At 68.4% G+C, this 22,981-nt stretch carries 23 protein-coding genes and 1 pseudogene; 15 read left to right on the forward strand and 9 right to left on the reverse strand.

Annotation, left to right across the window (positions count from 1 at the left end; translation table 11 throughout):
• The coding region (locus AC11WY_RS15200; protein ID WP_482926993.1) for an ATPase domain-containing protein at positions 1 to 601 on the reverse strand (601 nt) is incomplete at its 3' end.
• Positions 602 to 797: 196 nt separating this feature from the next.
• Here AC11WY_RS15200 and AC11WY_RS15205 point away from each other — a divergent pair.
• On the forward strand, positions 798 to 1,418 hold the full coding sequence (locus tag AC11WY_RS15205) for a hypothetical protein (RefSeq protein WP_482926995.1): 621 nt from the start codon (positions 798 to 800) through the stop codon (positions 1,416 to 1,418).
• A gap of 10 nt (positions 1,419 to 1,428) precedes the next feature.
• Positions 1,429 to 2,109, forward strand: a complete 681-nt coding sequence (locus AC11WY_RS15210) for a M48 family metalloprotease (RefSeq protein ID WP_482926997.1) — start codon at positions 1,429 to 1,431, stop codon at positions 2,107 to 2,109.
• On the opposite strand, the gene AC11WY_RS15215 is transcribed toward AC11WY_RS15210, so the two are convergent.
• A complete protein-coding gene (locus AC11WY_RS15215) occupies positions 2,097 to 2,636 on the reverse strand; it encodes an RSP_2648 family PIN domain-containing protein (RefSeq protein WP_482926999.1) in 540 nt (179 codons plus the stop codon). The two genes, AC11WY_RS15210 and AC11WY_RS15215, sit on opposite strands and share 13 nt — an antisense overlap.
• The gene (locus AC11WY_RS15220; RefSeq protein WP_482927001.1) at positions 2,633 to 3,844 is read right to left on the reverse strand and encodes an RSP_2647 family RNA methyltransferase; all 1,212 of its coding nucleotides are present in this window, start codon (positions 3,842 to 3,844) and stop codon (positions 2,633 to 2,635) included. The genes AC11WY_RS15215 and AC11WY_RS15220 overlap by 4 nt, the downstream gene beginning before the upstream one ends.
• A 195-nt stretch (positions 3,845 to 4,039) precedes the next feature.
• Between AC11WY_RS15220 and edd the strand changes: the two genes are divergently transcribed.
• Both edd and eda read left to right on the forward strand, forming a co-directional pair.
• Positions 4,040 to 5,845: a phosphogluconate dehydratase gene (gene edd / locus AC11WY_RS15225; RefSeq protein WP_482927003.1), complete on the forward strand. Its 1,806-nt coding sequence runs from the start codon at positions 4,040 to 4,042 to the stop codon at positions 5,843 to 5,845.
• A gap of 257 nt (positions 5,846 to 6,102) precedes the next feature.
• Entirely contained in the window at positions 6,103 to 6,744 is a 642-nt protein-coding gene (eda, locus tag AC11WY_RS15230) for a bifunctional 4-hydroxy-2-oxoglutarate aldolase/2-dehydro-3-deoxy-phosphogluconate aldolase (RefSeq protein WP_482927005.1), read from the forward strand.
• 7 nt (positions 6,745 to 6,751) lie between these two features.
• Here eda and AC11WY_RS15235 read toward each other — a convergent pair whose 3' ends face one another.
• Positions 6,752 to 7,030, reverse strand: coding sequence for a hypothetical protein (locus AC11WY_RS15235; RefSeq protein ID WP_482927007.1), 279 nt, complete (start codon positions 7,028 to 7,030; stop codon positions 6,752 to 6,754).
• Positions 7,017 to 9,821 carry a [protein-PII] uridylyltransferase family protein gene (locus tag AC11WY_RS15240; RefSeq protein ID WP_482927009.1) on the reverse strand — a complete coding sequence of 935 codons (2,805 nt, stop codon included), beginning with the start codon at positions 9,819 to 9,821 and terminating at the stop codon, positions 7,017 to 7,019. Before AC11WY_RS15240 ends, AC11WY_RS15235 begins: the two co-directional genes overlap by 14 nt.
• A 93-nt stretch (positions 9,822 to 9,914) precedes the next feature.
• Between AC11WY_RS15240 and AC11WY_RS15245 the strand changes: the two genes are divergently transcribed.
• The 5 genes from AC11WY_RS15245 to AC11WY_RS15265 all read left to right on the forward strand — a co-directional run bounded on the left by AC11WY_RS15245 (position 9,915) and on the right by AC11WY_RS15265 (position 12,799).
• On the forward strand, positions 9,915 to 10,385 hold the full coding sequence (locus AC11WY_RS15245) for a YbaK/EbsC family protein (protein WP_482927011.1): 471 nt from the start codon (positions 9,915 to 9,917) through the stop codon (positions 10,383 to 10,385).
• 177 nt (positions 10,386 to 10,562) lie between these two features.
• Positions 10,563 to 10,967, forward strand: coding sequence for a DUF2852 domain-containing protein (locus tag AC11WY_RS15250; protein ID WP_482927013.1), 405 nt, complete (start codon positions 10,563 to 10,565; stop codon positions 10,965 to 10,967).
• 63 nt (positions 10,968 to 11,030) lie between these two features.
• Entirely contained in the window at positions 11,031 to 11,486 is a 456-nt protein-coding gene (locus AC11WY_RS15255) for an RDD family protein (RefSeq protein WP_482927015.1), read from the forward strand.
• Between the two features lie 90 nt (positions 11,487 to 11,576).
• Positions 11,577 to 12,413: an arginyltransferase gene (locus AC11WY_RS15260; RefSeq protein WP_482927017.1), complete on the forward strand. Its 837-nt coding sequence runs from the start codon at positions 11,577 to 11,579 to the stop codon at positions 12,411 to 12,413.
• Positions 12,410 to 12,799, forward strand: coding sequence for a VOC family protein (locus AC11WY_RS15265; protein ID WP_482927019.1), 390 nt, complete (start codon positions 12,410 to 12,412; stop codon positions 12,797 to 12,799). The genes AC11WY_RS15260 and AC11WY_RS15265 overlap by 4 nt, the downstream gene beginning before the upstream one ends.
• A gap of 90 nt (positions 12,800 to 12,889) precedes the next feature.
• Here AC11WY_RS15265 and AC11WY_RS15270 read toward each other — a convergent pair whose 3' ends face one another.
• On the reverse strand, positions 12,890 to 13,543 hold the full coding sequence (locus AC11WY_RS15270; RefSeq protein WP_482927021.1) for a DUF1345 domain-containing protein: 654 nt from the start codon (positions 13,541 to 13,543) through the stop codon (positions 12,890 to 12,892).
• Positions 13,544 to 13,778: 235 nt separating this feature from the next.
• Here AC11WY_RS15270 and AC11WY_RS15275 point away from each other — a divergent pair, with 235 nt between their 5' ends.
• The 3 genes and pseudogenes from AC11WY_RS15275 (at position 13,779) to AC11WY_RS15285 (ending at position 16,776) form a co-directional block, all read left to right on the forward strand.
• A complete protein-coding gene (locus AC11WY_RS15275; RefSeq protein ID WP_482927023.1) occupies positions 13,779 to 14,363 on the forward strand; it encodes a TRAP transporter small permease subunit in 585 nt (194 codons plus the stop codon).
• A pseudogene (locus AC11WY_RS15280) lies at positions 14,360 to 16,238 on the forward strand (TRAP transporter large permease); the annotation flags it as partial. The gene AC11WY_RS15275 and the pseudogene AC11WY_RS15280, both read left to right, overlap by 4 nt.
• Positions 16,156 to 16,776, forward strand: coding sequence for a hypothetical protein (locus tag AC11WY_RS15285; RefSeq protein ID WP_482927025.1), 621 nt, complete (start codon positions 16,156 to 16,158; stop codon positions 16,774 to 16,776). The pseudogene AC11WY_RS15280 and the gene AC11WY_RS15285, both read left to right, overlap by 83 nt.
• Before the next feature lie 65 nt (positions 16,777 to 16,841).
• Here AC11WY_RS15285 and AC11WY_RS15290 read toward each other — a convergent pair whose 3' ends face one another.
• Positions 16,842 to 17,948, reverse strand: coding sequence for a TRAP transporter substrate-binding protein (locus tag AC11WY_RS15290; RefSeq protein ID WP_482927027.1), 1,107 nt, complete (start codon positions 17,946 to 17,948; stop codon positions 16,842 to 16,844).
• A 513-nt stretch (positions 17,949 to 18,461) separates the two neighbouring features.
• Between AC11WY_RS15290 and AC11WY_RS15295 the strand changes: the two genes are divergently transcribed.
• The 3 genes from AC11WY_RS15295 to AC11WY_RS15305 all read left to right on the forward strand — a co-directional run bounded on the left by AC11WY_RS15295 (position 18,462) and on the right by AC11WY_RS15305 (position 21,248).
• A complete protein-coding gene (locus AC11WY_RS15295) occupies positions 18,462 to 20,216 on the forward strand; it encodes an acetolactate synthase 3 large subunit (RefSeq protein WP_482927029.1) in 1,755 nt (584 codons plus the stop codon).
• Positions 20,217 to 20,284: 68 nt separating this feature from the next.
• Positions 20,285 to 20,845, forward strand: a complete 561-nt coding sequence (ilvN, locus tag AC11WY_RS15300; RefSeq protein ID WP_482927031.1) for an acetolactate synthase small subunit — start codon at positions 20,285 to 20,287, stop codon at positions 20,843 to 20,845.
• A 136-nt stretch (positions 20,846 to 20,981) separates the two neighbouring features.
• Entirely contained in the window at positions 20,982 to 21,248 is a 267-nt protein-coding gene (locus AC11WY_RS15305) for a hypothetical protein (protein ID WP_482927033.1), read from the forward strand.
• A gap of 16 nt (positions 21,249 to 21,264) precedes the next feature.
• On the opposite strand, the gene pstB is transcribed toward AC11WY_RS15305, so the two are convergent.
• Positions 21,265 to 22,065, reverse strand: a complete 801-nt coding sequence (gene pstB / locus AC11WY_RS15310) for a phosphate ABC transporter ATP-binding protein PstB (RefSeq protein ID WP_482927050.1) — start codon at positions 22,063 to 22,065, stop codon at positions 21,265 to 21,267.
• Between the two features lie 53 nt (positions 22,066 to 22,118).
• Positions 22,119 to 22,973: a phosphate ABC transporter permease PstA gene (gene pstA / locus AC11WY_RS15315; protein ID WP_482927035.1), complete on the reverse strand. Its 855-nt coding sequence runs from the start codon at positions 22,971 to 22,973 to the stop codon at positions 22,119 to 22,121.
• Positions 22,974 to 22,981 lie beyond the last annotated feature (8 nt).

Raw genomic sequence — 22,981 nt, forward strand, 5'->3', positions numbered from 1 at the left:
CCATGCAGTTCGACTTGGAAATCGAGGCGGTCAGCTTGCGCATCGCCTGGCTCATCAGCCGGGCCTGGGCGCCCATCTGGTGCTCGCCCATGTCGCCCTCAAGCTCGGCCTTGGGCGTCAGCGCCGCGACCGAGTCGATCACCACCAGGCTGATCGCGCCCGAGCGCACCAGGGTATCGACGATCTCCAGCGCCTGCTCGCCGGTGTCGGGCTGCGAGATCAAGAGGTCGTCGAGGTTCACGCCCAGCTTGCGGGCATAGATCGGGTCCAGCGCGTGTTCGGCATCGACGAAGGCGCAGATGCCGCCCTTCTTCTGCTCTTCCGCCACCACATGCAGCGTCAACGTGGTCTTGCCCGAGCTTTCCGGGCCATAAATCTCGATGATCCGCCCCTTCGGCAGCCCGCCGATGCCGAGTGCGATGTCGAGCCCCAGCGAGCCGGTCGAGGTCGACTCGATCTCGACCAGCGGCTTGTCGCCCCCGAGCCGCATGATCGAACCCTTGCCGAACTGCCGTTCGATCTGCGCGAGCGCAGAGTCGAGCGCCTTTTGCTTGTCCGTGTCGCGCTTTGTGTTCATTTCGAGAAGGGTCGCCGTTGCCATTGCCGGGGGTTCCTTATTCCACAGCCCGGCTTCCCGGGCAATCGCTGCCTGTGTTCACATCTTGTTCTCACATTCTATGAGACCAAACCGCGAACATTTCAATCAAAATCTCTGAAATTCGACTTTTTATCAGAACGGTTAAGGGATAGTTTACGGCGGCCCGGCAAACCGGGCAGCGGACGAATAAAGGGCGCACATGCTGGTATTCTGGGAACAGAGGCTTGTCTTTCTCGCCACGCCCAAGGCCGGCTCGACTGCCGTCGAAAGCGCGCTGGAGTCGCTGGCCGAGGTCGCGATCCTGCGCCCGCCGCTTTTGAAGCACACGCCGGTCTACCGCTACCGCCGCTTCCTGCAGCCCTACCTGGAAAAGACGGCGGGGGCCGAGTTCACCGTGGTCGCGCTGATGCGCGAGCCGATCAGCTGGCTGGGAAGCTGGTATCGTTTTCGCCAGCGCGAGGACGTGCTGGACGCCCGCAACAGCACCAAAGGCATGAGCTTTGACGATTTCGTCACCGGCTACCTGGCCCGGCCGCAGCCCGCCTTTGCCGATGTCGGCGCGCAAAGCCGGTTCCTGCAGGGCACCGACGGCCGCCCGGTCGATCACATCTTCTGCTACGAGGACATGGGCGCCTTCGTGACCTTCCTCGAGGACCGTCTGGGCCACGACATCGTGCTGCCGCGCGTCAACGTCTCGCCCTCCGCCACCACCGTGCTGTCGCCCGAGGTCGCGGAAAGGCTGCGCAGCCGCTGCGCCAACGAGTTCGAGCTTTACGAGCGCGTGCTGGCCGACGGTGCCGCCGCCGCGGCGCTGGCCTGAGCCGCGGGCGGTGTTCCGCCTTCTGCCCTTGCTGTTTGCCATCGGCGCCGGGCTGGTCGCCTGGCATTTCTCGACCTGGCGCACGCTGAAAGACCTCAACAGCCGATCCAACCCGCTGGTCGATGCCGAGCTTCTGGCGCTGTGCGAGCGGCTGGCCCGCGCGCTTGGCGTGGCGCGGGTGCAGGTGCGCATCTACGAGGTTGCGGCGGTCAACGGCCTCGCCGCGCCCGACGGCCAGATCTTCCTGACGCGCGGCTTCTACGAGCGTTATCGCAATGGCGCGGTGACGGCAGAAGAGATGGCCAGCGTCATCGCGCATGAACTGGGCCACGTCGCCCTTGGCCACGCGCGGCGGCGGATGATCGACTTCTCGGCGCAGAACGCGATGCGGGCGGTGCTGGTGGCCGTGCTGTCGCGGCTGGTGCCCGGCGTGGGCGGCTGGCTGGCCGACATCGTCACCAGCCTGCTGGCCGCGCGGCTGAGCCGTCAGGACGAGTATGAGGCCGACGCCTATGCCGCCGCCCTGCTGACCAAGGCGGGCATCGGCACCGCGCCGCAAATCTCGCTGTTCCGCAAGCTGATGGCGATGGGGGCCGCCAGCGGCCCGGCCTGGCTGACCAGCCACCCGGCCACCCGCGAGCGGATCGCGGCGATCGAGCATCTGACGGCCAACTGGGCTCAGCCCGGCTGAAGCGCCTTGCCCAGCCGCGGCAGCCCGGCCCGCTTCATCAACGCGCGCAGCGGCTGCGGCTGGCCCGACAGCCGTTCCGCCTCGGCCCGCACCGTTTCGCACACCGTCGCCACCGCCGCGCGATCGGGCAAGGACAGCAGGAACCCGTCGGGGTCAAACCGCTCCAGCCCTTCCTCGGCCAGCAGGCCGCGCGGAAAATCCACCGCGTTGAAGGTCACGATCGCATCCGCGCTGCTTGCGATCGCACTGGCCAGCACATGCACATCCGACGGGTCGGGCAGCCACAGCCGCGCCTCCAGCGCCGGGTTGGGCGCGACCTCGGCGCGCGGAAAGGCGGCGCGGGTCAGCGCGACCTCGCCCCGCGCCTGCGCTTCCTGCGCCGGGCCGAGCTTGCGCGCCGCCCGCGCCCATTCCTCCAGGATGCGGGCCGACCACAGCGGAGTGTAAAGCCCGGCCCGCGCGCAGCCCAGCAGCACCTCGCGCAGCACGGTGGGGTAGATCACGCAGGCGTCAAGAACCGCCTTCACCCGTCAAGCCGGAAGAACAGCGCCTTGAGGTAGGCGCTTTCCGCCAGTTGCGGCAGCATCGGATGGTCCGGCCCGGCAAAGCCGGTGTGGATGATCTGCCCGCGCCGCCCGCTACGCCCGATGCCGCGCGCGCAGGCGCTGCGGAACGCCGCCAGATCGACGGCATGCGAACAGGAACAGAGGCCCAGATAGCCCCCCGGCGCGACCAGCGCCGCCGCCAGCTTCGCCACCCGCTCATAGGCGCGCAAGCCCGCCTCCAGCGCCTGCTTGTTGGGCGCGAAGGCGGGCGGATCGCAGATCACCACGTCGAAGCGTTCGCCCTCGGTGGCCAGCGCCTCCAGCACCGCAAAAGCGTCGCCCTGCCGGGTGGCAAAGCGAACGCCCTGCCCCATCCGGCTTGCACCTTCGGCGGCCAGCGCCAGCGCAGGGGCGGAGCTATCCACCGCCAGCGTCGAGGCCGCGCCCCCCGCCAGCGCCGCCAGCCCGAAGCCGCCGACATGGGCGAAGACATCGAGCACCCGCGCGCCCTGCGACAGCGCCTGCGCAAAGGCGTGGTTCGGCCGCTGGTCGTAGAACAGCCCGGTCTTCTGCCCGCCCAGCACATCGGCCAGATAGGTCGCGCCGTTCATCCGCACCGCAACGGGGCCGTCGACGGCGCCCCGCAGCACCACGGTTTCCTCCGACAACCCCTCCAGTCCGCGCGCGCGGCCGGTGGCGTTCTTCACGATGGTGGAAACGCCCGTCACCGCCGCCAGCGCCTCGGCCAGCGGGCCGATCAGCGCCTCGGCCCAGGCCGCGTTCGGCTGGATCACCGCGACCTCGCCGAAGCGGTCGATCACCACGCCGGGCAGCCCGTCCGCCTCGGCATGGACCAGCCGGTAGAACGGTTCGGCAAACAGCCGCGCCCGCAGCGTCAGCGCCGTGGTCAGCCGCGCCGCGAACCAGGCGCGGTCGATCACCGCCGCCGGATCGCGGTCGAGCATCCGGGCGATGATCTTCGACGCCGGGTTGACCGTCACCAGCCCCATCGGGGTGCGCTCGGTATCCTCCAGCACGGCCAGCGTGCCGGGGGCGAGGCCCTTGGTGCGGCGGTCCAGCACCAGTTCGTCGGCATAGACCCAGGGAAAGCCAAAGCGGATCGCGCGCGCTTCGGCCTTGATGGACAGCCGCACGACCGGGCGCGGCACGGGGGATGGGGTATCGTTCATGCCCCATCCCTAGCCCGAAGCCGCGCGGCGCGAAAGCCCCACCGCAAGCGTCCCGCTGCGCGCAACCCCGCCTTGCAAAACCCGCCCCCGGGCCAGACTCGGTTTGTATTGTTAGCGCTAACGGTATATGCTGGGCCGCAGACCAACCCCCGCGCCCGACTGCCCGCGCCCCGATTCCGCGCCGAAGGACCGCCCATGCCGCTTCACAGCACCATCGCCCGCGTCACCGACCGCATCCGCGCCCGTTCCGCAACCACCCGCCGCCGCTACCTCGACCAGACCGCCCGCGCCGCCGAGGCGGGCCCGGCCCGCGGCCACCTCGCCTGCGGCAACCAGGCCCATGCCTATGCCGCGATGGGCGAGGACAAGGCCGCGCTCGCTGCGGGCCGCGCCCCGAACCTCGGCATCGTCACCGCCTACAACGACATGCTCTCGGCGCACCAGCCCTATGAGGATTACCCCGCCCTGATCCGCGCCGCCGCCCGCCGCGTCGGCGCCACCGCGCAGGTCGCGGGCGGCGTGCCTGCGATGTGCGACGGCGTCACGCAAGGCCAGGCGGGAATGGAACTCTCGCTCTTCTCACGCGACGTGATCGCCCTCGCCGCCGCCGTCTCGCTCAGCCACAACACCTTCGACGCGGCGCTCTTCCTCGGCGTCTGCGACAAGATCGTGCCCGGCCTCGTCATCGCCGCCGCCACCTTCGGCCACCTGCCCGCGGTGTTCCTGCCCGCCGGGCCGATGACCTCGGGGATGCCGAACGACGAGAAATCCAAGGTCCGCCAGAAATTCGCCACCGGCGAGATCGGCCGCGCCGAACTGATGGCCGCCGAAATGGCCAGCTATCACGGCCCCGGCACCTGCACCTTCTACGGCACCGCCAACACCAACCAGATGCTGATGGAGGTGATGGGCCTGCACCTGCCCGGCGCCTCCTTCGTCAACCCCGGCACGCCGCTGCGCGAGGCGCTGACCATCGCGGGCGCCGAACGCGCGGCGCAGATCACCGCGCTTGGCAACGACTACCGCCCCATCGCCGACATCCTCGACGAACGGACGTTCGTGAACGGCATCGTCGGCCTGATGGCCACCGGCGGCTCGACCAACCTGGTGATCCACCTGCCCGCGATGGCCCGCGCGGCGGGCGTCATCCTCGATCTGGAGGATTTCGCCGACCTCTCCGCCGCGACGCCGCTGATGGCCAAGGTCTATCCCAACGGCATGGCCGACGTGAACCACTTCCACGCCGCGGGCGGGCTGGCCTACCTGATCGGCGAACTGCTGGAGGCAGGGCTGCTGCACCCCGACACCAAGACCGTAATGGGCGACGGTCTGGCCCAGTATACCCGCGAGCCCAAGATCATCGGCGGCCGCCTTGCGTGGTATGAAGGTCAGGGCAGCACCCTGAACGACCGCATCCTGCGCCCGGCCCGCGCCCCGTTCCAGCCCGAGGGCGGGTTGAAACAACTCTCCGGCAACCTCGGCCGCGGCGTCATCAAGATCTCCGCCGTCGCGCCCGAACGCCACGTCATCGAAGCCCCCGCCCGCATCTTCCACGATCAGGACGCCGTGAAGCGCGCCTTCAAGGCGGGCGAGTTCACCACCGACACCATCGTCGTCGTCCGCTTCCAGGGCCCGCGCGCCAACGGGATGCCGGAACTGCACTCGCTGACCCCCACCCTCGCCGTCCTGCAGGATCGCGGGCTGAGGGTCGCGCTGGTCACCGACGGCCGCATGTCCGGCGCCTCGGGCAAGGTGCCCGCCGCCATCCACATCTCGCCCGAGGCGGCCGACGGCGGCCCGCTCGCCCGACTGCGTGACGGCGACCTGATCCGGCTCGACGCCGACGCGGGCACGCTCGACGTGCTCGCCCCCGACTTCGCCACCCGCGCGCCCGTCACCGCCGACCTTTCCGCCAACGCCCAGGGCTCCGGCCGCGAGTTGTTCGAGGTCTTCCGCCGCACCGTCGGCCCCTCCACCGCCGGGGCCGGCGTGGTCGTCTGACCGCGCTAGAAAAGACAGAACTTTCTCGCCTCCGGCGGGGATATTTTAACCAAGATGAAAGGGCGCAGAGGCCAGAATCAGGGGGCGGTACAGGCGGGGACGCCGATGACCGCCCAAGGTGAAAGCGCCCCGTCTCCCCCGCATCTGCGGCCCGAGGCGGGGCGCCGCCCCCCTTCTTCTTGCCCATTCATCCTGGTGCAAATATCCTCGCCGAAGGCGCACGCCTCCCCCCGCGATCCCGCCTGAAGGAACCCGCCATGACCCCGCAAGACGCCGCCACCCGTGCCGAGCAGATCTGTCGCCTCGCCCCGGTCATTCCCGTGCTCGTCATCGACGATCTCGCCCATGCCGAACCGCTGGCCCGTGCGCTGGTGGCGGGCGGTCTGCCCGCGCTGGAGGTGACGCTGCGCACCCCGGTCGCGCTGGAGGCGATCCGCATCATGGCGCGGGTGCCGGGTGGGGTCGTCGGCGCAGGCACGCTGCTGACGCCCGCCGACGTCGCCGCCGCGGTGGCGGCGGGCGCGCGCTTCGGCGTCTCGCCGGGCGCGACCGACCGCCTCCTGACCGCCTGCGAAGAGGCCGACCTGCCGCTGTTGCCCGGCGCGGCGACGGCGTCGGAGGTGATGGCGCTGCTGGAACGCGGCTATCGGGTGCAGAAGTTCTTTCCGGCCGAGGCGAACGGCGGCGCGCCCGCGCTGAAGGCGATCGGCGCGCCGATCCCGCAGGTGATGTTCTGCCCGACGGGCGGCGTCAGCCCGAAGAATGTGGGCGACTACCTGAGCCTGTCCAACGTGCTCTGCGTCGGCGGCAGTTGGGTGGCACCGAAAGAGATGATGGTGAAGGGCGACTGGGACGGCATCGTCGCCCTCGCCCGTGCCGCTGCCGCGCTGCCGCGCTAGTCTGCGGTCAGGTCGGCGCGTCCGGCACCCGCGCGGCGCGCCCGCCGCGACGGCGCGGCGGATCGGCCGGGGCAAGCCCGGCCGTCAGCACGCCGTTCATCGGATGGCCGGGCGCCGTTTCGGCGTAGGTGGCCAAGAGCACCCGGATTGCCTCGCGCGGGTCCACGCTCGCCGGCGCGCTCAGCGCCCAGTCGAGGAAGATCGAGCGGCATTCGCCCTCGGTGATGCCCTCGATCCGGTAGCTTTCCCGCACCAGCCCCTTGGGGTCGACTTCATCCGCGCGCATCATCCGCCTCCCCAACGCCTGCCCCTGCCATCGTGAGCACGCGGTCCACCACCGCGGCGGCCGCCACCGTCACCTCCGCCAGCCGGGCCGCCAGCGCCGCCACGTCGGGCGCGTCGGTCTCGCGCAGCAGCACGGCCCGCGCGCCTTCGCCCAGCGCCTCGACCGCGGAGGCCCCCAGCAGCTTGGTAACACAGCGCAGCCGCCAGCACAGGCGATATGCGGCAAGCAGTGCGCGCTCTGCGTCATCCTCGATCACCCCGGCCCGGACACCGGCGTCCAACTGGCGTTCTGCCGCGCGGGCGGGCGACCCGGCTTGCAGCGCCGCCATCTGCGCCAGCAGTTCGATATCCATCAGCCGACCCGGCCCGCGCTTGGGATCCCAGAGGTCGGGCGCGGGGTTGGCGGCGGCGAGGCGGGCGCGCATGTCGGCCACGTCGGCCCGCACTGCGGCACCACCGCTCTTGTCCATCAGCAGCGCGCGCCGGAACGCCTCGACCTCGGCCCCCAGCGCCTCGTCCCCTGCCAGCACCCGGGCGCGGGTCAGCGCGAGATGCTCCCAGGTCCAGGCCTCGCCCTGCTGGTAGTCGCGGAACGAGGCCAGCGAGGTGGCGACCGGCCCCTGCCGCCCCGACGGGCGCAGCCGCATGTCGACCTCGTAGAGCCGCCCCTCCGCCATCGGCGCCGACAGCGCGGTGACCAGCGCCTGTGTCAGTCGCGCGTAGTAGGGCCGCGCGGCCAGCGGACGCGGCCCCTCCGACGCCTCCGCCCCGGCGGGGTCGTAGATCACGATCAGGTCCAGATCGCTGTCGGAATGCAGCCGCCCGGCGCCGAGCGAGCCCATGGCCAGCACCACCGCCCCGCGCCCCGGCGGCCGCCCGTGCTTGCGGGCGAACTCGGTCAGGCACGGCCCCCAGACCGCGCCGACCACCGCGCCCGCAAGATCGGCATATTGCGTGCCCGCCTCGAAGCCGTCGATCAACCCGCGCAGATGATGCACGCCGATGCGGAAATGCCATTCCTTCAGCCATGTCCGCGCGGCATTCAGCGCGGCCTCGTAATCCGCCGCCTCGGCCAACCGCTGGCTCAGGCTCGCCTGCAGCGCCTGTCGCCCCGGCCAGGGCGCGAAGAAGGCACCGCCGATCACCGCGTCCAGCACACCCGCGTTGCGCGACAGGTAAAGTGCCAGCGCGGGCGCGGTGGCGGCGATGTCGACGATCAGGTCGATCAGTTGCGGGTTCGCCTCGAAGAGCGCGAAGACCTGCACCCCGGCGGGCAGCCCGGCGAGGAAGGCGTCGAAGGTGCGCAGCGCCGCCTCGGGGTCGGCGGCACGGGCGAGCCGGGTCAGGATCGCGGGTCTGAGGCGGGTGAAGATCTCCACCGCGCGGGTCGAGCGCAGCGCGAGATAGCCACGCCAGCCGCGCACGATCTCTTGCGCGGCGGGGCTCAGGTCCGGCCCAGCCTCGGCCTCGCCGGGGGCAAAGAAGCCCTCGGTCAGCGCCGCCACCTCGGTCAGCCGCGCCTTCAGGTCGCGGCGGAACCGCGCGGTGTCGCCCTCGCCCATGAACCGCGCCAGCCGGTCGAAGCCCTCGGGGGTGCCCGGCAGGTCGTGGGTCTGGGCGTCCTGCACCATCTGCAACCGGTGTTCCACCTCGCGATGCGCGCGGTAAAGCGAGGTCAGCGCGGTCGCATCGGCCTGCGGCACCCAGCCCTTGTCGGCCAGCCGCGCCAGCCCCTCCACCGTGCCGCGCACGCGCAGGTCGGGGTCGCGCCCCCCGGCGATCAATTGCCGGGTCTGGGTGAAGAACTCGATCTCGCGGATGCCGCCGACGCCCAGCTTCATGTTGTGGCCTTCGAGCATGATCGGGCCGTTCAGCCGCTTGTGGCTGCGGATCCGCAGCCGCATGTCATGCGCGTCGCGGATGGCGGCAAAGTCGAGGTGGCGGCGCCAGACAAAGGGGGTCAGCGTGGTCAGGAACCGCTGCCCGGCGGCCAGATCGCCCGCGCAGGCGCGCGCCTTGATGTAGGCCGCGCGTTCCCAGGTGCGGCCCTCGCCCTCGTAATACTGTTCCGCCGCCCCCATCGACAGGCACACCGGCGTGACCGAGGCATCGGGGCGCAGCCGCAGATCGGTGCGAAAGACGTAGCCCTCGGCGGTCGGGTCCGACAGCAGCGCGGTCATCTTCCGCGTGACGCGGATGAAGGCCGCGCGGGCCTCCTGCACGTCGCCGCCATAGCGGGTTTCGTCAAAGAGGCAGATCAGGTCGATGTCGGAGGAGTAGTTGAGCTCGCCCGCCCCCATCTTGCCCATCGCCAGCGCCACCATGCCGCCCGCCGTCTGCGCGTCGTCAGGGGTCGCTCCCGGCAGCTTGCCACGGCGGATTTCCTCGGCCACCAGCCGCTTCAGGCTCAGGTCCACCGCCCGGTCGGCCAGCCGCGTCAGCCCACCGGTGACTGCCTCCAGCCCCCAGACCCCGCCCAGATCGGCCAGCGCCACCAGCAGCGCCACCCGCCGCTTGGCCTGCCGCAGCGCCGAACCGAGCGCCTCCAGCCCGACCTCGTCCAGCGCGGCCAGCACCGAAGCCAGCGCCGTCTCGGGTTCGATGGCCAGCGCGGGGCGCAGCCACTCGGCCTCGCGCTGCATCAGCCCCTTCAGGAACGGGCTGCACCCGGCAGTGCCCGCCAGCAGGTCGCGCAACTCGGGCGCAAGGTCGGAAAACGCCGCCGCCGCCTCGGCGCCCGCAGCGGCGTCACAGGCGATCGGCGCGCGGGTCAGTCGGGCGGCGAAGCTCATGGCGCAAGGATGCGGCGCGGCGCGGCGCGGGTCAACGGGGGTTGCAGACCGCGCGGCCCGGCGACAGGATGCCCCCCGCAACGGGGGGCCGGGATGAGCAAGAGCCTGAAACGCGTGATCGCGGCGCTGGAGGCCGCCGGGGTGGCAACCGAGATCCTTGCCGCCGCCGAAGACACCCGCACCGCCGCGCAGGCCGCCGCCGTGGCCGGTTGCGAGATCGACCAGATCGTGAAGTCGATCATCTTTCGCGGCGAGACCTCGGGCCATGTCCGGCTGTTCCTGACCGCCGGGGGCAATCAGGTCAGCGCCGAAAAGGCCGGCACGCTGGCGGGCGAACCGCTGGGCCGCGCCGATGCCGATCTGGTGCGGGCCGAAACCGGCTTTGCCATCGGCGGCGTCTCGCCCGTGGGCCACATCGCCCCGGTGATTGCGTTCCTCGACCCGCGCCTGATGGAATTCTCGCTGGTCTGGGCCGCCGCGGGCACGCCGCGCCACATCTTCGCCATCGCGCCCGACACGCTGTTGCGCATCACCGGGGCGACGCTGGCCCCGTTCACCGCCTGATCCGAATTTTCGCAGAAAATTCACCCCGATCTTGCGGCGCAAGTTCGCACCTGGCAGGCGGGGCAGCTTTCCGCGCGCGATGTGAATTTCTTTTACATCCCCCTTGACGCAGCCCCCCCGGCTGCCGATCTTGGCGATGTGAAAGCACTTCACATGGTCGCGCACAGGAGATTGCCCATGACCGCCCTTTCCGCTTGGCCGATGCAGGCTCAAGACTGGCTCGACGAGCGCGGCAAGCCCGCGTGGATCGCGGCCATGATCCTCGGCTTCGTCGTCTTCTGGCCCGCTGGCCTCGCCATCCTCGCTTACATGATCTGGAGCAAACGCATGTTCAACCGGTCCTGCCGCCACGGCGGCCACCACGACCGCATGATGCACCGCAACGGGATGCGGTCGTCGGGCAATACCGCCTTCGACTCCTACAAGACCGACACCCTGCGTCGGCTGGAGGAGGAACAGGAAGCCTTCGAGACCTTCCTGCAACGGCTGCGCGATGCCAAGGACAAGACCGAGTTCGACGCCTTCATGGACGACCGCGCCCGCGCGGCGCGCAGCGAAGGCCCGGCGGCACCGTCCGCCTGATCCCCCGAACACGGCAATCGGGCGGCCCCAAGCGGGCCGCCCTTCCCCATGACGGAGCCCCAGATGCTGAGCGCCACGCCCTACACCCGCCTGCCCGACCCGGATTTCCAGGCCGAGTTCTACCGCGACGTGCCCGCCAAGCGACTGTTCGCCTGGCTCTTCGATACCGTCATTGTCGCCGTGGTGACGGCGCTGATCGTGCCGCTGACCGCCTTTGTCGCGCTGTTCTTTCTGCCGCTGCTGTTCCTGACGGTGAACTTTCTCTACCGCTGGGCCACGCTCACCTCGGGTTCGGCCACCTGGGGGATGCGCCTTGCCGCGATCGAGTTCCGCCGCATCGACGGCACCCGCTTCGACGCCATCACCGCGTTCCTGCACACGCTGGGCTATACGCTCTCGATTTCGGCGGTGCTGCCGCAACTGGCCTCGATGGTGCTGATGGCCACCGGGCCGCGCGCGCAGGGGTTGAGTGACCTTGTTCTGGGCACCGTCGCGATCAACCGCACGGCGAGACGCTGATCCGCCCGGTCTGGCGCAACTCTTTGCTTGGCGGATGTGTGACAGCTTGCTAACGTCTGATCTGAACCCATTCCGTGCTGGCCGACCCCGATGCGCCACAGCCTTCCCATCGCGCCGCAGTTCTATGTGACGGCCCCGCAGCCCTGCCCGTATCTTGACGGGCGGATGGAGCGTAAGCTGTTCACCTCGTTGCAGGGCGAGCGGGCGGAACGGCTGAACGACTCGCTGTCCAAGCAGGGCTTCCGCCGCTCGCAGAACGTGCTTTACCGGCCGTCCTGCGCGGAATGCTCGGCCTGCCTGTCCGCCCGCATCCGGGTGGCGGATTTCAAGCTGACGCGCAGCCAGCAACGCACCCAGAAACGCAATACCGGGCTGACCCGCGAGGCGACCAGCCCCTGGGCGACCGAGGATCAGTACGCCCTCTTCCGCCGCTACCTCGACAGCCGCCACGCCGACGGCGGCATGGCCGACATGGACATTTTCGAATTCGCCGCGATGATCGAGGAAACCCCGGTCCGCAGCCGCGTGATCGAATATGCGGAACCCGCCGTCGCTCGCGGCCGCCGCCGCAATCTGGTGGCGGTCTGCCTGACCGACGTGCTCGATGACGGGCTCAGCATGGTCTATTCCTTCTACGACCCCGACCGCGCCACCGACAGCCTTGGCACCTACATCATCCTCGACCACGTCCGCATCGCGCATGAGGCCGGATTGCCTTTCGTCTACCTCGGCTACTGGGTGCCGGGCAGCCGCAAGATGGGCTACAAGGCGAACTTCTCGGGGCTGGAGATCTACAAGCAGGGCCACTGGCAACCGATCGGCGACCCCGAGAAGCATGGCGCGCAGTTGCACCCGCTGTCGGTCGATCCGATCTCGGAACAGGTGGCGCGGATCATGCTGCCCGACGGCATCCCGCCCTCCGGATGACCTCGCAGGCGCGCCTAGGCGCCGTGGCACTCGTCGTGCCGGAGTATGACGCCGCCATCGCCTTTTACGTCGGCGCGCTCGGCTTTCGGTTGACCGAAGACCTGCCGATGGGCGCGAAACGCTGGGTGACGGTGGAACCGCCGGGCGGCGGTTGCCGTCTGGTGCTGGCCCGCGCCGAGGGGGCGGTGCAGCAGGCCGCCATCGGCAACCAGACCGGCGGCCGGGTCGGCTTTTTCCTGCACACCGACGATTTCACCCGCGACCATGCGGCGATGCAGGCCGCCGGCGTGAGGTTCGAGGAGGAACCGCGGCGCATGCCCTACGGCACCGTCGCGGTCTGGTGCGACCCCTTCGGCAACCGCTGGGATCTGATCGGCCCCGGCTGAACGCCGTCAGGCCCGGGGCTGCCACCCGCGCCCACCTTCCGAAATCGCGATGCAACGCCCTTCGACGCCCCGCCCCGGGGTGGGGGGCGTCTACAGCACGCCCGCCAGCACGTTGATCGTCAGCGCCAGCACTCCGAGGTTGAAAAAGAACGACACCAGCCCGTGCACCAGCGCATTGCGGCGCATCACGGGGTCGGTGATCGCCACGTCCGACACCTGGCAGGTCATCCCGATCACGAAGGAGAAATAGCAGAAGTCGACAAAGACCGGCGGCGCATCGCCGGGAAAGGCCAGCCCGCCGCGGTCGCCCTTGCCAACCTGGTCGTAATAGAGATGCGCGTAGTGCAGGGCATAGACCAGATTGCCCAGCATCCAGCCCAGCACCAGCGTCACCACCACCAGGGCGAGGTCAGCCGGGGTCCGGGTGGCAGAACTTCTGAGCGCCAGCCCGAGCGCCACCAGCACCGCGACCAGTGTCGCCGCCAGAATGGCCAGCAGCAATGTGCGCCCGCCATCGTCACGCTCGGCGTGGGCCCGCATCCTGGGAATCCGCTCGTCGCGCCAAAGCGGCGCCGCGCTGGCGATGAACACGGCGGCGCCGATGTCGAAGCCGGTGATCAGGGCGACGCTCGGTCGCAGGCCGGGCACGGCCAGCCCGGCCAGGATCGTCGCCGCGGCAAAGACCGCGAGGAACGCCAGAAAGCGCGGGTGCGGCAAGCGATGCAGTCCGGGGTCTGGGGTCATCTGGTCCCGTCGGTGAAACGTCGGTGCAACGTCGGTGAGTTTTCGGTGCGGTTTCGGTATCCACCGAACGCCCCGTTTCCGCCCGGCCCATCCTCGCCGCGCGCGCCGCGCTGTCAAGCCTCGGTCGCCCCGCGGTTGACGCCTCGGACGATCTTCGACAAAGCTGAAATTCATCGGTCCGGCGGGAAAAACGCCGGACCGCAGGGACCGGACCGGCACCGGAAGGGAAGCATCGATGGACTCAGTTCTGAAACTGTCGCGCGGCATCGACCGCGTGACCGAGGCGATCGGCAAGTCGGTGGGCTGGCTGATCCTGGTGGCGATCCTCGTCAGCGCCGCCAACGCGACGGTGCGCAAGCTGTTCAACGAATCCTCGAACGCCTGGCTTGAACTGCAATGGTATCTCTATGGCGCCGCCTTCCTGCTGGCCTCGGCCAACACCTTGAAGCAGAACGAACATATAAGGATCGACATCGTCTATGGCGCGCTGTCGCGGCGCACCCAGCACTGGATCGACCTGCTTGGCCATCTGCTGTTCCTGATGCCCTTCGTCGTGCTGATGGATGTCTACCTCGGGCCCTGGGCGCTGCGATCCTACCAAAGCGGCGAGGTGTCCAACAACGCGGGCGGGCTGATCCTGTGGCCGGCCAAGGCGCTGTTGCTGGCGGGCTTCGCGCTGCTGACGGTGCAGGGCCTGTCGGAAATCATCAAGAAGATCGCCATCATGCGCGGCGACATGGACGACCCGACCCCCTTCATCTCGACGCATCAGGCCGTCGAGCTTGAAGGCGAGATGCTGGCCGAGGAGATCCTCAAATGATGGAGTTGATCGCCCAGGACATGGCGCCGATCATGTTCCTGTCGCTGATGGTGTTCCTGCTCGTCGGTTACCCCGTCGCCTTCTCGCTGGCCGCCAATGGCCTCTTGTTCTTCTTCATCGGCGTCGAACTGGCGCCGTTGTCCAGCGGCACCATCTCGCTCGACTGGCCGTTGCTTTACGCGCTGCCGGAACGGTTCTGGGGCGTGCTGTCGAACGAGACCTTGCTGGCCATCCCGTTCTTCACCTTCATGGGCATCGTGCTGGAACGATCCGGCATGGCCGAGGATCTGCTGGAAACCATTGGCCAGTTGTTCGGCCCGGTGCGCGGCGGTCTGGCCTATGCGGTGATCCTGGTGGGGGCGCTGCTGGCCGCCACGACCGGCGTAGTCGCGGCCTCGGTGATCGCGATGGGGCTGATCTCGCTGCCGATCATGCTGCGCTATGGCTATGACCGGCGGGTGGCCTCGGGGGTGATCGCGGCCTCCGGCACGCTGGCGCAGATCATCCCGCCGTCGCTGGTGCTGATCGTGCTGGCCGACCAGCTTGGCCGTTCGGTCGGCGACATCTACAAGGGCGCGATGGTGCCGGGGCTGATCCTGACCGGGCTCTACGCGCTTTACATCCTCGGGCTTTCGATCTTCCGGCCAAAGCTGGTCCCCGCCCTGCCGAAAGAGGCGCGCACGCTGGGCTCGGGCATCGCGTCGCTGGTGGTGGCGCTTTGCCTTGGCGGGGCGGTGTTCTGTTTCGCCTCCGGCTGGCTGGCCGCCAGTCAGGGCGACAACGCGGGCATCCTGGCCGCGGCGTTGGCGATCGTCTTCACCTATGGGATCGCGCTGATCGACCGGGGGCTGAGGATCAACCTGATGTCGCGCCTGGCGCAGCAGGTCATCATCGTGCTGATCCCGCCGCTGGCGCTGATCTTCCTCGTGCTGGGCACGATCTTCCTGGGCATCGCCACCCCGACCGAGGGCGGCGCGATGGGGGCCGTCGGCTCGCTGGTGCTGGCGGCGGTCAAGGGGCGGCTGAACCTGACGGTGATCCGGCAGGCGCTGGCCTCGACCACGCGGCTGTCGTCGTTCGTGATGTTCATCCTGCTGGGCGCCCGGGTCTTTTCGCTCACCTTCTACGGCGTGAACGGCCATATCTGGGTGGAACACCTGCTGACCTCGCTGCCGGGGGGCGAGATCGGCTTCCTGATCGTGGTGTCGGCGCTGGTGTTCGTGCTGGCCTTCTTCCTTGATTTCTTCGAGCTGGCCTTCATCATCGTGCCGCTGCTGGCGCCCGCCGCGACGAAACTTGGCATCGACCTGATCTGGTTCGGCGTGATCCTGGGGGTGAACATGCAGACCAGCTTCATGCACCCGCCGTTCGGCTTTTCGCTGTTCTACCTGCGATCGGTCGCACCGAAAGAGCCCTATCAGGACCGCGTCACCGGGCTGACCATGCAGCCGGTCAAGACCAGCCAGATCTACTGGGGCGCGATCCCCTTCGTGCTGATCCAGATCGCGATGATCGCCATCGTGATCGGCTTCCCCGGCATCGTGATGCGCTACAAGGGCCCGGCGGTCGATATGACCAACATCAAGATCATCGTGCCGACGCTGCAACCGCTGGGCGGCGGGCTGGGCGGCCTTGGCGTGCCGAACTTCGGGCCGCCCCCGGCGCCCGGAAACTGAGGCCGGGCCAGCCTTCGCCCCGTGCACGTCCGCGTGTCCACGGCTCGGCAGCCTTGTCGCCGGGCCGATTCCGTCTAGGTCAGCAGCAGACCCGCTGCAACCCGAAGGAAGATGCCATGCCCCACCCCGCGCACCTGATCCGAAACGGCTTGGCGGCGCTGGCCCTCGGCGCCCTGATCGCGCCGGGGGTCGAAGCCCAGACCACCCCGCTTCACGTCAAGGGCAGCATCGTGGCGGTCAGCGCCACCGACCTGACCGTCAAGGCCGCCGATGGCAGCGAAACGCAGATCGCACTCTTGCCCGGCTATCGGGTGATCGGCCTGACCAAGGCGCAGCTTTCCGACGTGACCGTCGGCAAGTTCGTCGGCATCGGCTCGGTGCCCGGCCAGAATGGCGGTCAGTCCGCGGCCGAGGTCACGATCTTTCCGCCCAGCATGGTCGGCACCGGCGAGGGCAGCCGCCCATGGGATGTCGAGCCGCAGGGCACGATGACCAATGCCACGGTCGAAAGCGCGGTGACGGCGGTGGCCGGCAACATGCTGACGATGCGCTATGCCGGGGGCGAGACGGCCATCGATGTGCCGGTTGGAACGCCGATTGTCGCCATCACGCCGGGCTCGGACGCCGACCTGAAGCCGGGGGCCGCGGTATCGGTGCGCGCCCAGACCGACGCGAGCGGCGCGGTCAGCACGAAACTGGTGATCGTCGGACTTGGCGGCACGGTGCCGCCGGTGTGACCGGACGGGTGAACGGAAAGGGCCCCGGATCGTCTCCGGGGCCCTTGTCGTTTCAGGGCGGCGGCTCAGAGCTTGCCGGCCTGCTGCTGCTGCATCATGAACGTGTCGAAGTTGTATTCCGCGATCTGATCCCAGAGATAGGCATCGCGCATGAAGCCGGCCTGGCTGTCCCAGATCGTCTTGAAATCGGCATTGGTGGCCGACAGATCGGCATAGATCTTGTGGGCGGACTCGAAGGCCGCCGTCAGAATCTCGCGCGAGAAGGGGCGCAGCTTGGCGCCATTCGCCACCAGCCGCTTCAGCGCGGCCGGGTTCACCGCGTCGTAATGCGCCAGCATGTCGAGGTCGGCCGCTTGGCAGGCCGTCGTCAGCGCCGCCTGATAGGTCTTGGGCAGGTCGTTCCACTTCGCAAGGTTGACCAGCGTCGACAGCGCCGGGCCGCCTTCCCACCAGCCGGGGTAATAGTAGTAGGGCGCGACCTTGTAGAAGCCGAGCTTTTCGTCGTCATAGGGGCCGACCCATTCGGCCGCGTCGATGGTGCCCTTTTCCAGCGCCGGATAGATGTCGCCGCCCGCGATCTGCTGCGGCACCACGCCGAGCGGGGCGAAGACCTTGCCGCCGAAGCCGCCGATCCGCATCTTCACCCCCTTCAGATCATCCAGCGTGTTGATTTCCTTGCGGAACCAACCGCCCATCTGGGCCCCGGTATTGCCGCATTGCAGACCGTAAACGCCCTGCTTGGCGTAGAAGGCATTCAACAGGTCGCGCCCGCCCGTGTAGTAGTACCAGGCGTTCATCTGGCGCGCGTTCGGCCCGAACGGCACACAGGTGCCAAGCGCCCAGGTCGGATCCTTGCCCCAGTAGTAATAGGTCGCGGTGTGGCAGGCCTCGACGGTGCCGGCGGCGGTGGCATCCATCGCCTGCAGCCCGCCGACGATCTCGCCCGCGGCAAAGACCTGAATCTTGAAATTGCCGTCGGTCATGGCCGCGACGGCGTTCGACATGGTTTCGGCCGCGCCGTAGATGGTGTCGAGCGACTTCGGGAATGACGAGGTCATGCGCCAGGTGACTTTCGGGGCCGACTGCGCGATCGCTGGCGCGGCCAGCACGGCGGCACCCGCAGCGGCAACGCCGCCGACCGTGGCCTTGGTCAGAAATGAACGACGATCCATGTGGGTCCTCCCTTACGAGTTGATCAGGCGCGGGCAGCGCGCAAGCCACCGCGCCGACAAGCCGCCGAAAGCTTTGCATGCCCGGCCCCATCTGTCCAGCCGGAGGTGCGCCGCCCGACCGCGGCTAATCGCGTTAGAGTTCAATCGTTTACCGGGTGGGCACCCGCGCCGCGGCGGGTATTTGCCCATTTCCGGGCCGCCCCCCATGAAACCGGCGCTCGTTTTCCGTTTCTTTCCGGCAGACAGCCTGCCGCGCAAGAAACACCAAGAATGACCCGCCCCATGCGACATTTTATTCCCGCTTTTCCCGGTTGACGCCCCCGGCGACCCGGCCTAATGTCCGCCGCGCAGCAGCAAAGAGGGCCTGGGGATGGCAACCATTCTCGTAGCGGTGGCGGCAGGGTGCAGGGGCCGGTGACGGACGTCTGAACCGTGCCCACGCGCCCCCGCCTGAAAGCCGGGGGCTTTTTGTTGCAGCAAGACCAGCGCGAAGGATCGCAGAGGACGACGCCGATGACCAAGACGATGACCGGAGCCAGGATGGTGGTGCAGGCCCTGAAGGATCAGGGCGTGGAGGTGGTCTTTGGCTACCCCGGCGGTGCCGTGCTGCCGATCTATGACGAGATCTTCCAGCAAAACGACATCCGCCACATTCTGGTGCGGCACGAACAGGGCGCGGTGCACGCGGCTGAGGGCTATGCCCGCTCGACCGGCAAGCCGGGGGTGGTGCTGGTCACCTCGGGCCCCGGCGCCACCAACGCCGTCACCGGCATCACCGACGCCCTGCTGGACTCGATCCCGCTCGTGGTGCTGACCGGGCAGGTGCCGACCTTCCTGATCGGTAACGACGCCTTTCAGGAGGCCGATACCGTCGGCATCACCCGGCCCTGCACCAAGCACAACTGGCTGGTGAAAGAGACCGACAAGCTGGCCGACACCATCCATCAGGCCTTCCACGTCGCCACCACCGGCCGCCCCGGCCCGGTGCTGGTCGACATCCCGAAGGATGTGCAGTTCGCCACCGGCACCTATGTCGCGCCGCAGCAGGCCCGCGTCTCGCACTACCAGCCGCGCGTGAAGGGCGACCCTGCCGCCATCGCCAAGCTGGCCGAATTGATGGAAACGGCCGAACGCCCGATCTTCTACACCGGCGGCGGCGTCATCAACGCGGGCCCCGAAGCCAGCCGCCTGCTGCGCGAACTGGTCGCGGCGACCGGCTTTCCGATCACCTCGACGCTGATGGGCTTGGGCGCCTATCCGGCCAGCGGCAAGAACTGGCTCGGCATGCTGGGGATGCACGGGCTTTACGAGGCCAATCTGGCCATGCACGGCTGCGACCTGATGATCAACCTCGGCGCGCGGTTCGACGACCGCATCACCGGGCGGGTGACCGATTTCAGCCCGCATTCGATCAAGGCTCATGTCGATATCGACCCCTCCTCGATCAACAAGGTGATCCATGCCGAGATCCCGATCGTCGGCGACGTGGGTTCCGTGCTGGCCGACCTGCTGGAGGTCTGGACCGCGCGCGGCCGCAAGGTGAACCGCGAGGGCCTGACCAAGTGGTGGGGCAAGATCGACGAGTGGAGACGGGTCAACTGCCTGAGCTACAAGGGCTCCGACAAGATCATCAAGCCGCAGTACGCGCTGCAACGGCTGGAGGCGCTGACCAAGGGCCGCGACCGCTACATCACCACCGAGGTCGGCCAGCACCAGATGTGGGCGGCGCAGTATCTGGGCTTCGAAGACCCCAACCGCTGGATGACCTCGGGGGGGCTGGGCACGATGGGCTACGGCCTGCCCGCCTCGATCGGCGTGCAGATCGCGCATCCGGACGCGCTGGTGATCAACGTCGCGGGCGAAGCTTCGTGGCTGATGAACATGCAGGAAATGGGCACCGCGATTCAGTTCCGCGCCCCGGTCAAGCAGTTCATCCTGAACAACGAACGCCTCGGCATGGTGCGCCAGTGGCAGCAGCTTCTGCACGGCGAGCGCTATTCGCAAAGCTGGTCGGAAAGCCTGCCGGATTTCGTCAAGCTGGCCGAGGCCTTCGGCTGCAAGGGCATCCGCTGTTCCGACCCGGCGAAACTGGACGACGCGATTCAGGAAATGCTGGATTACGACGGCCCGGTGATCTTCGACTGCATGGTCGAGAAGCACGAGAACTGCTTCCCGATGATCCCGAGCGGCAAGCCGCATAACGAGATGCTGCTGGGCGAGGCGGAAACGGATGGGGCGATCACCGGCAAGGGCGGCGCGCTGGTGTGAGGCGCCGGGGGTTTCACCCCCGGACCCCCAGGATATTTGAGCCAAGATGAAATGCAGAGGGCAAGGCCATGTCGGCACTGAAGATTACCAAGGGCGCGTCGAGCCATTCGGCCTACGACCTGCGCGATCCGCATGCGGATGTCGTCGAGACGCATACGCTCGCCGTGCTGGTGGACAACGAAAGCGGCGTGCTGGCGCGGGTGATCGGGCTGTTTTCCGGCCGCGGTTACAACATCGAAAGCCTGACGGTGGCCGAGGTCGACCACAAGGGGCGCCTGAGCCGGATCACCATCGTCACCAGCGGCACGCCGCAGGTGATCGAGCAGATCAAGGCGCAACTGGGCCGCATCGTTCCGGTGCACGAGGTCCACGACCTGACGGTGGAGGGGCCCGCAGTGCAGCGGGAACTGGCGCTGTTCAAGGTGGCGGGCACCGGCGAGCACCGGGTCGAGGCGCTGCGGATGGCCGACATCTTCCGCGCCAGCGTGGTCGACTCGACGCTGGAAAGCTTTGTGTTCGAGATTACAGGCACCGCCGAGAAGATCGACGCCTTCGCCGAACTGATGCGCCCGCTGGGCCTGCGCGAGATCGCGCGGACCGGCGTGGCGGCGCTGGCGCGCGGGGCCTGACCCGGGGCGTCGGACTCCTCGGGGCGCTGCTCCGGAAAGGAATTGTAAACCATCCCGCGCTATGCCGAAGAGGCGGCGAGTCGCGCCGCGTGCGTCAAGCGCGGTCCGTGCGGCCGCCGGGAAAGGTCGGTGCGGGATGCTGGGTGTCGTTCGGATGGTGTTGGCTGCAAGCGCGGTTGCGGCCCTTCTGGCCGGTGCGGCCGCGGCGGCAGGGATGCAGGACGACGCGGGGGGGCCGCCGGTCGCCAAGCCGCCCTCGCCCGGCCAGTTGAAGACGCAAGCGCGCATGAAACAGTGCGGCGCGCTCTGGCGGGCGGATCGTGCGGCGGGCGGGATCGAAGCCGGGATGACCTGGCCGAAATACCTGCACGGCTGCAACGCGCGGCTGAAGGCGCAGGGCTGATCCGCGCGGCGGCGCCTCAGCCGAAGCGGCCCGTCACGTAATCGTTCGTGCGCTGCTGTTTCGGCGCGGTGAAGATCGTCTCGGTCCTGTCGAACTCGATCACCTCGCCAAGATACATGAACGCGGTAAAGAGCGAGGTGCGCGCGGCCTGCTGCATGTTGTGCGTGACGATGGCAATGCAGTAACGCGAGGCGAGCTTGCCGATCAGATCCTCGATCTTCGCGGTCGAGATCGGGTCGAGCGCCGAGGCGGGCTCGTCGAGCAGCAGCACTTCGGGCTTCACCGCGACGGCGCGGGCGATGCAGAGCCGCTGCTGCTGGCCGCCCGACAGGCCGAGGCCGGACTGATGCAGCTTGTCCTTCACCTCGTCCCAGAGTGCCGTCTCGCGCAGCGCGGCCTCGACCCGGTTGTTCATGTCGGTCTTCGAGACTTTCTCGTAAAGCCGGATGCCGAAGGCGATGTTTTCATAGATCGTCATCGGGAACGGCGTCGGCTTCTGGAACACCATGCCCACCTTGGAGCGCAGGCGGTTCAGATCCTCCGACTTCGACAGGATGTTGCGGCCGTCCAGCAGCACCTCGCCGGTGACTTCCTGCCCCGGATAAAGGTCGTACATCCGGTTGAAGACGCGCAGCAACGTCGACTTGCCGCAGCCCGACGGCCCGATGAAGGCGGTCACGGTCTTGTCGCGCAGTTCCAGGTTGATGCCTTTCAGCACCTCGTGGCCGTTCTGGTACTTGAAGTGCAGATCCTTGACCTGCAGCTTCACCGGGTTGAGCCCCTCGGTGTGCACGAAGGTTGCGGCCTGGGCCTGCATCTCGAAGCCGTGGGTCGGGGTCTGCTTGTCGGGCATGTTCATATCCCTCTCCTTCAGGACGAGCGGCGCCCGGCAAGCGCGCGGGCAAGGATGTTGAGGGCGAGGATTGCCACCGTGATGATCAGCGCACCGGCCCAGGCAAGTCGTTTCAGATCCTCGCCGGGATCGGCGGCAAGGGTGTTGATCGCCACCGGCAGCGTGGCCATCGGGCCGGTCAGCCCGGTGTTCCAGAACTTGCTGTAGCCGGCCGTGAACAGCAAGGGCGCGGTTTCCCCGCTGATCCGGGCGACCGCGAGCAGGATGCCGGTCAGAATCCCCGTCCAGGCCGAGCGATAGATCACCATCACCATCGATTTCCAGCGCGGCGCGCCAAGCGCGGCCGTCGCTTCGCGCAGCGCGTTCGGCACCAGCGCCAGCATGTCCTGCGTGGTGCGGTTGACCACCGGCAGGGCGATCAGCGCCAGCGCCAGCGCCCCGGCGAAGGCCGAGTTGCCGTGCATCGGCACCACGACGGCGCCATAGACGAAGACGCCGATCACGATCGACGGGGCCGACAGCAGGATGTCGTTGATGAACTTGGCGGCTTCGGCAAGCTTGGAGCCGTTCGAGAATTCCACCAGATAGGTGCCGGCCAGAATCCCGAGCGGCGTCGCGATCAGCATCGCCAGACCGGTGATCAGCACGGTGCCATACATCGCGTTGATCAGGCCGCCGCGCGATCCCTGGGCCGGGATCGACATCGTGAAGACATCGAAGTTGATCGAGGTGAAGCCGCGATACAACAGGGTGGCCAGAATGACGCCGAGCAGGAAGAGCCCGAGGGCGGCCGAACCGACAGACAGGGACGTCATGATCCGGCTAGTCAGGTAGCGCCGCGACACGACGCGCTGGTTGACGGTGCTGTCCATCTACTTCT

The sequence above is a fragment of the Solirhodobacter sp. genome (assembly GCF_964715405.1).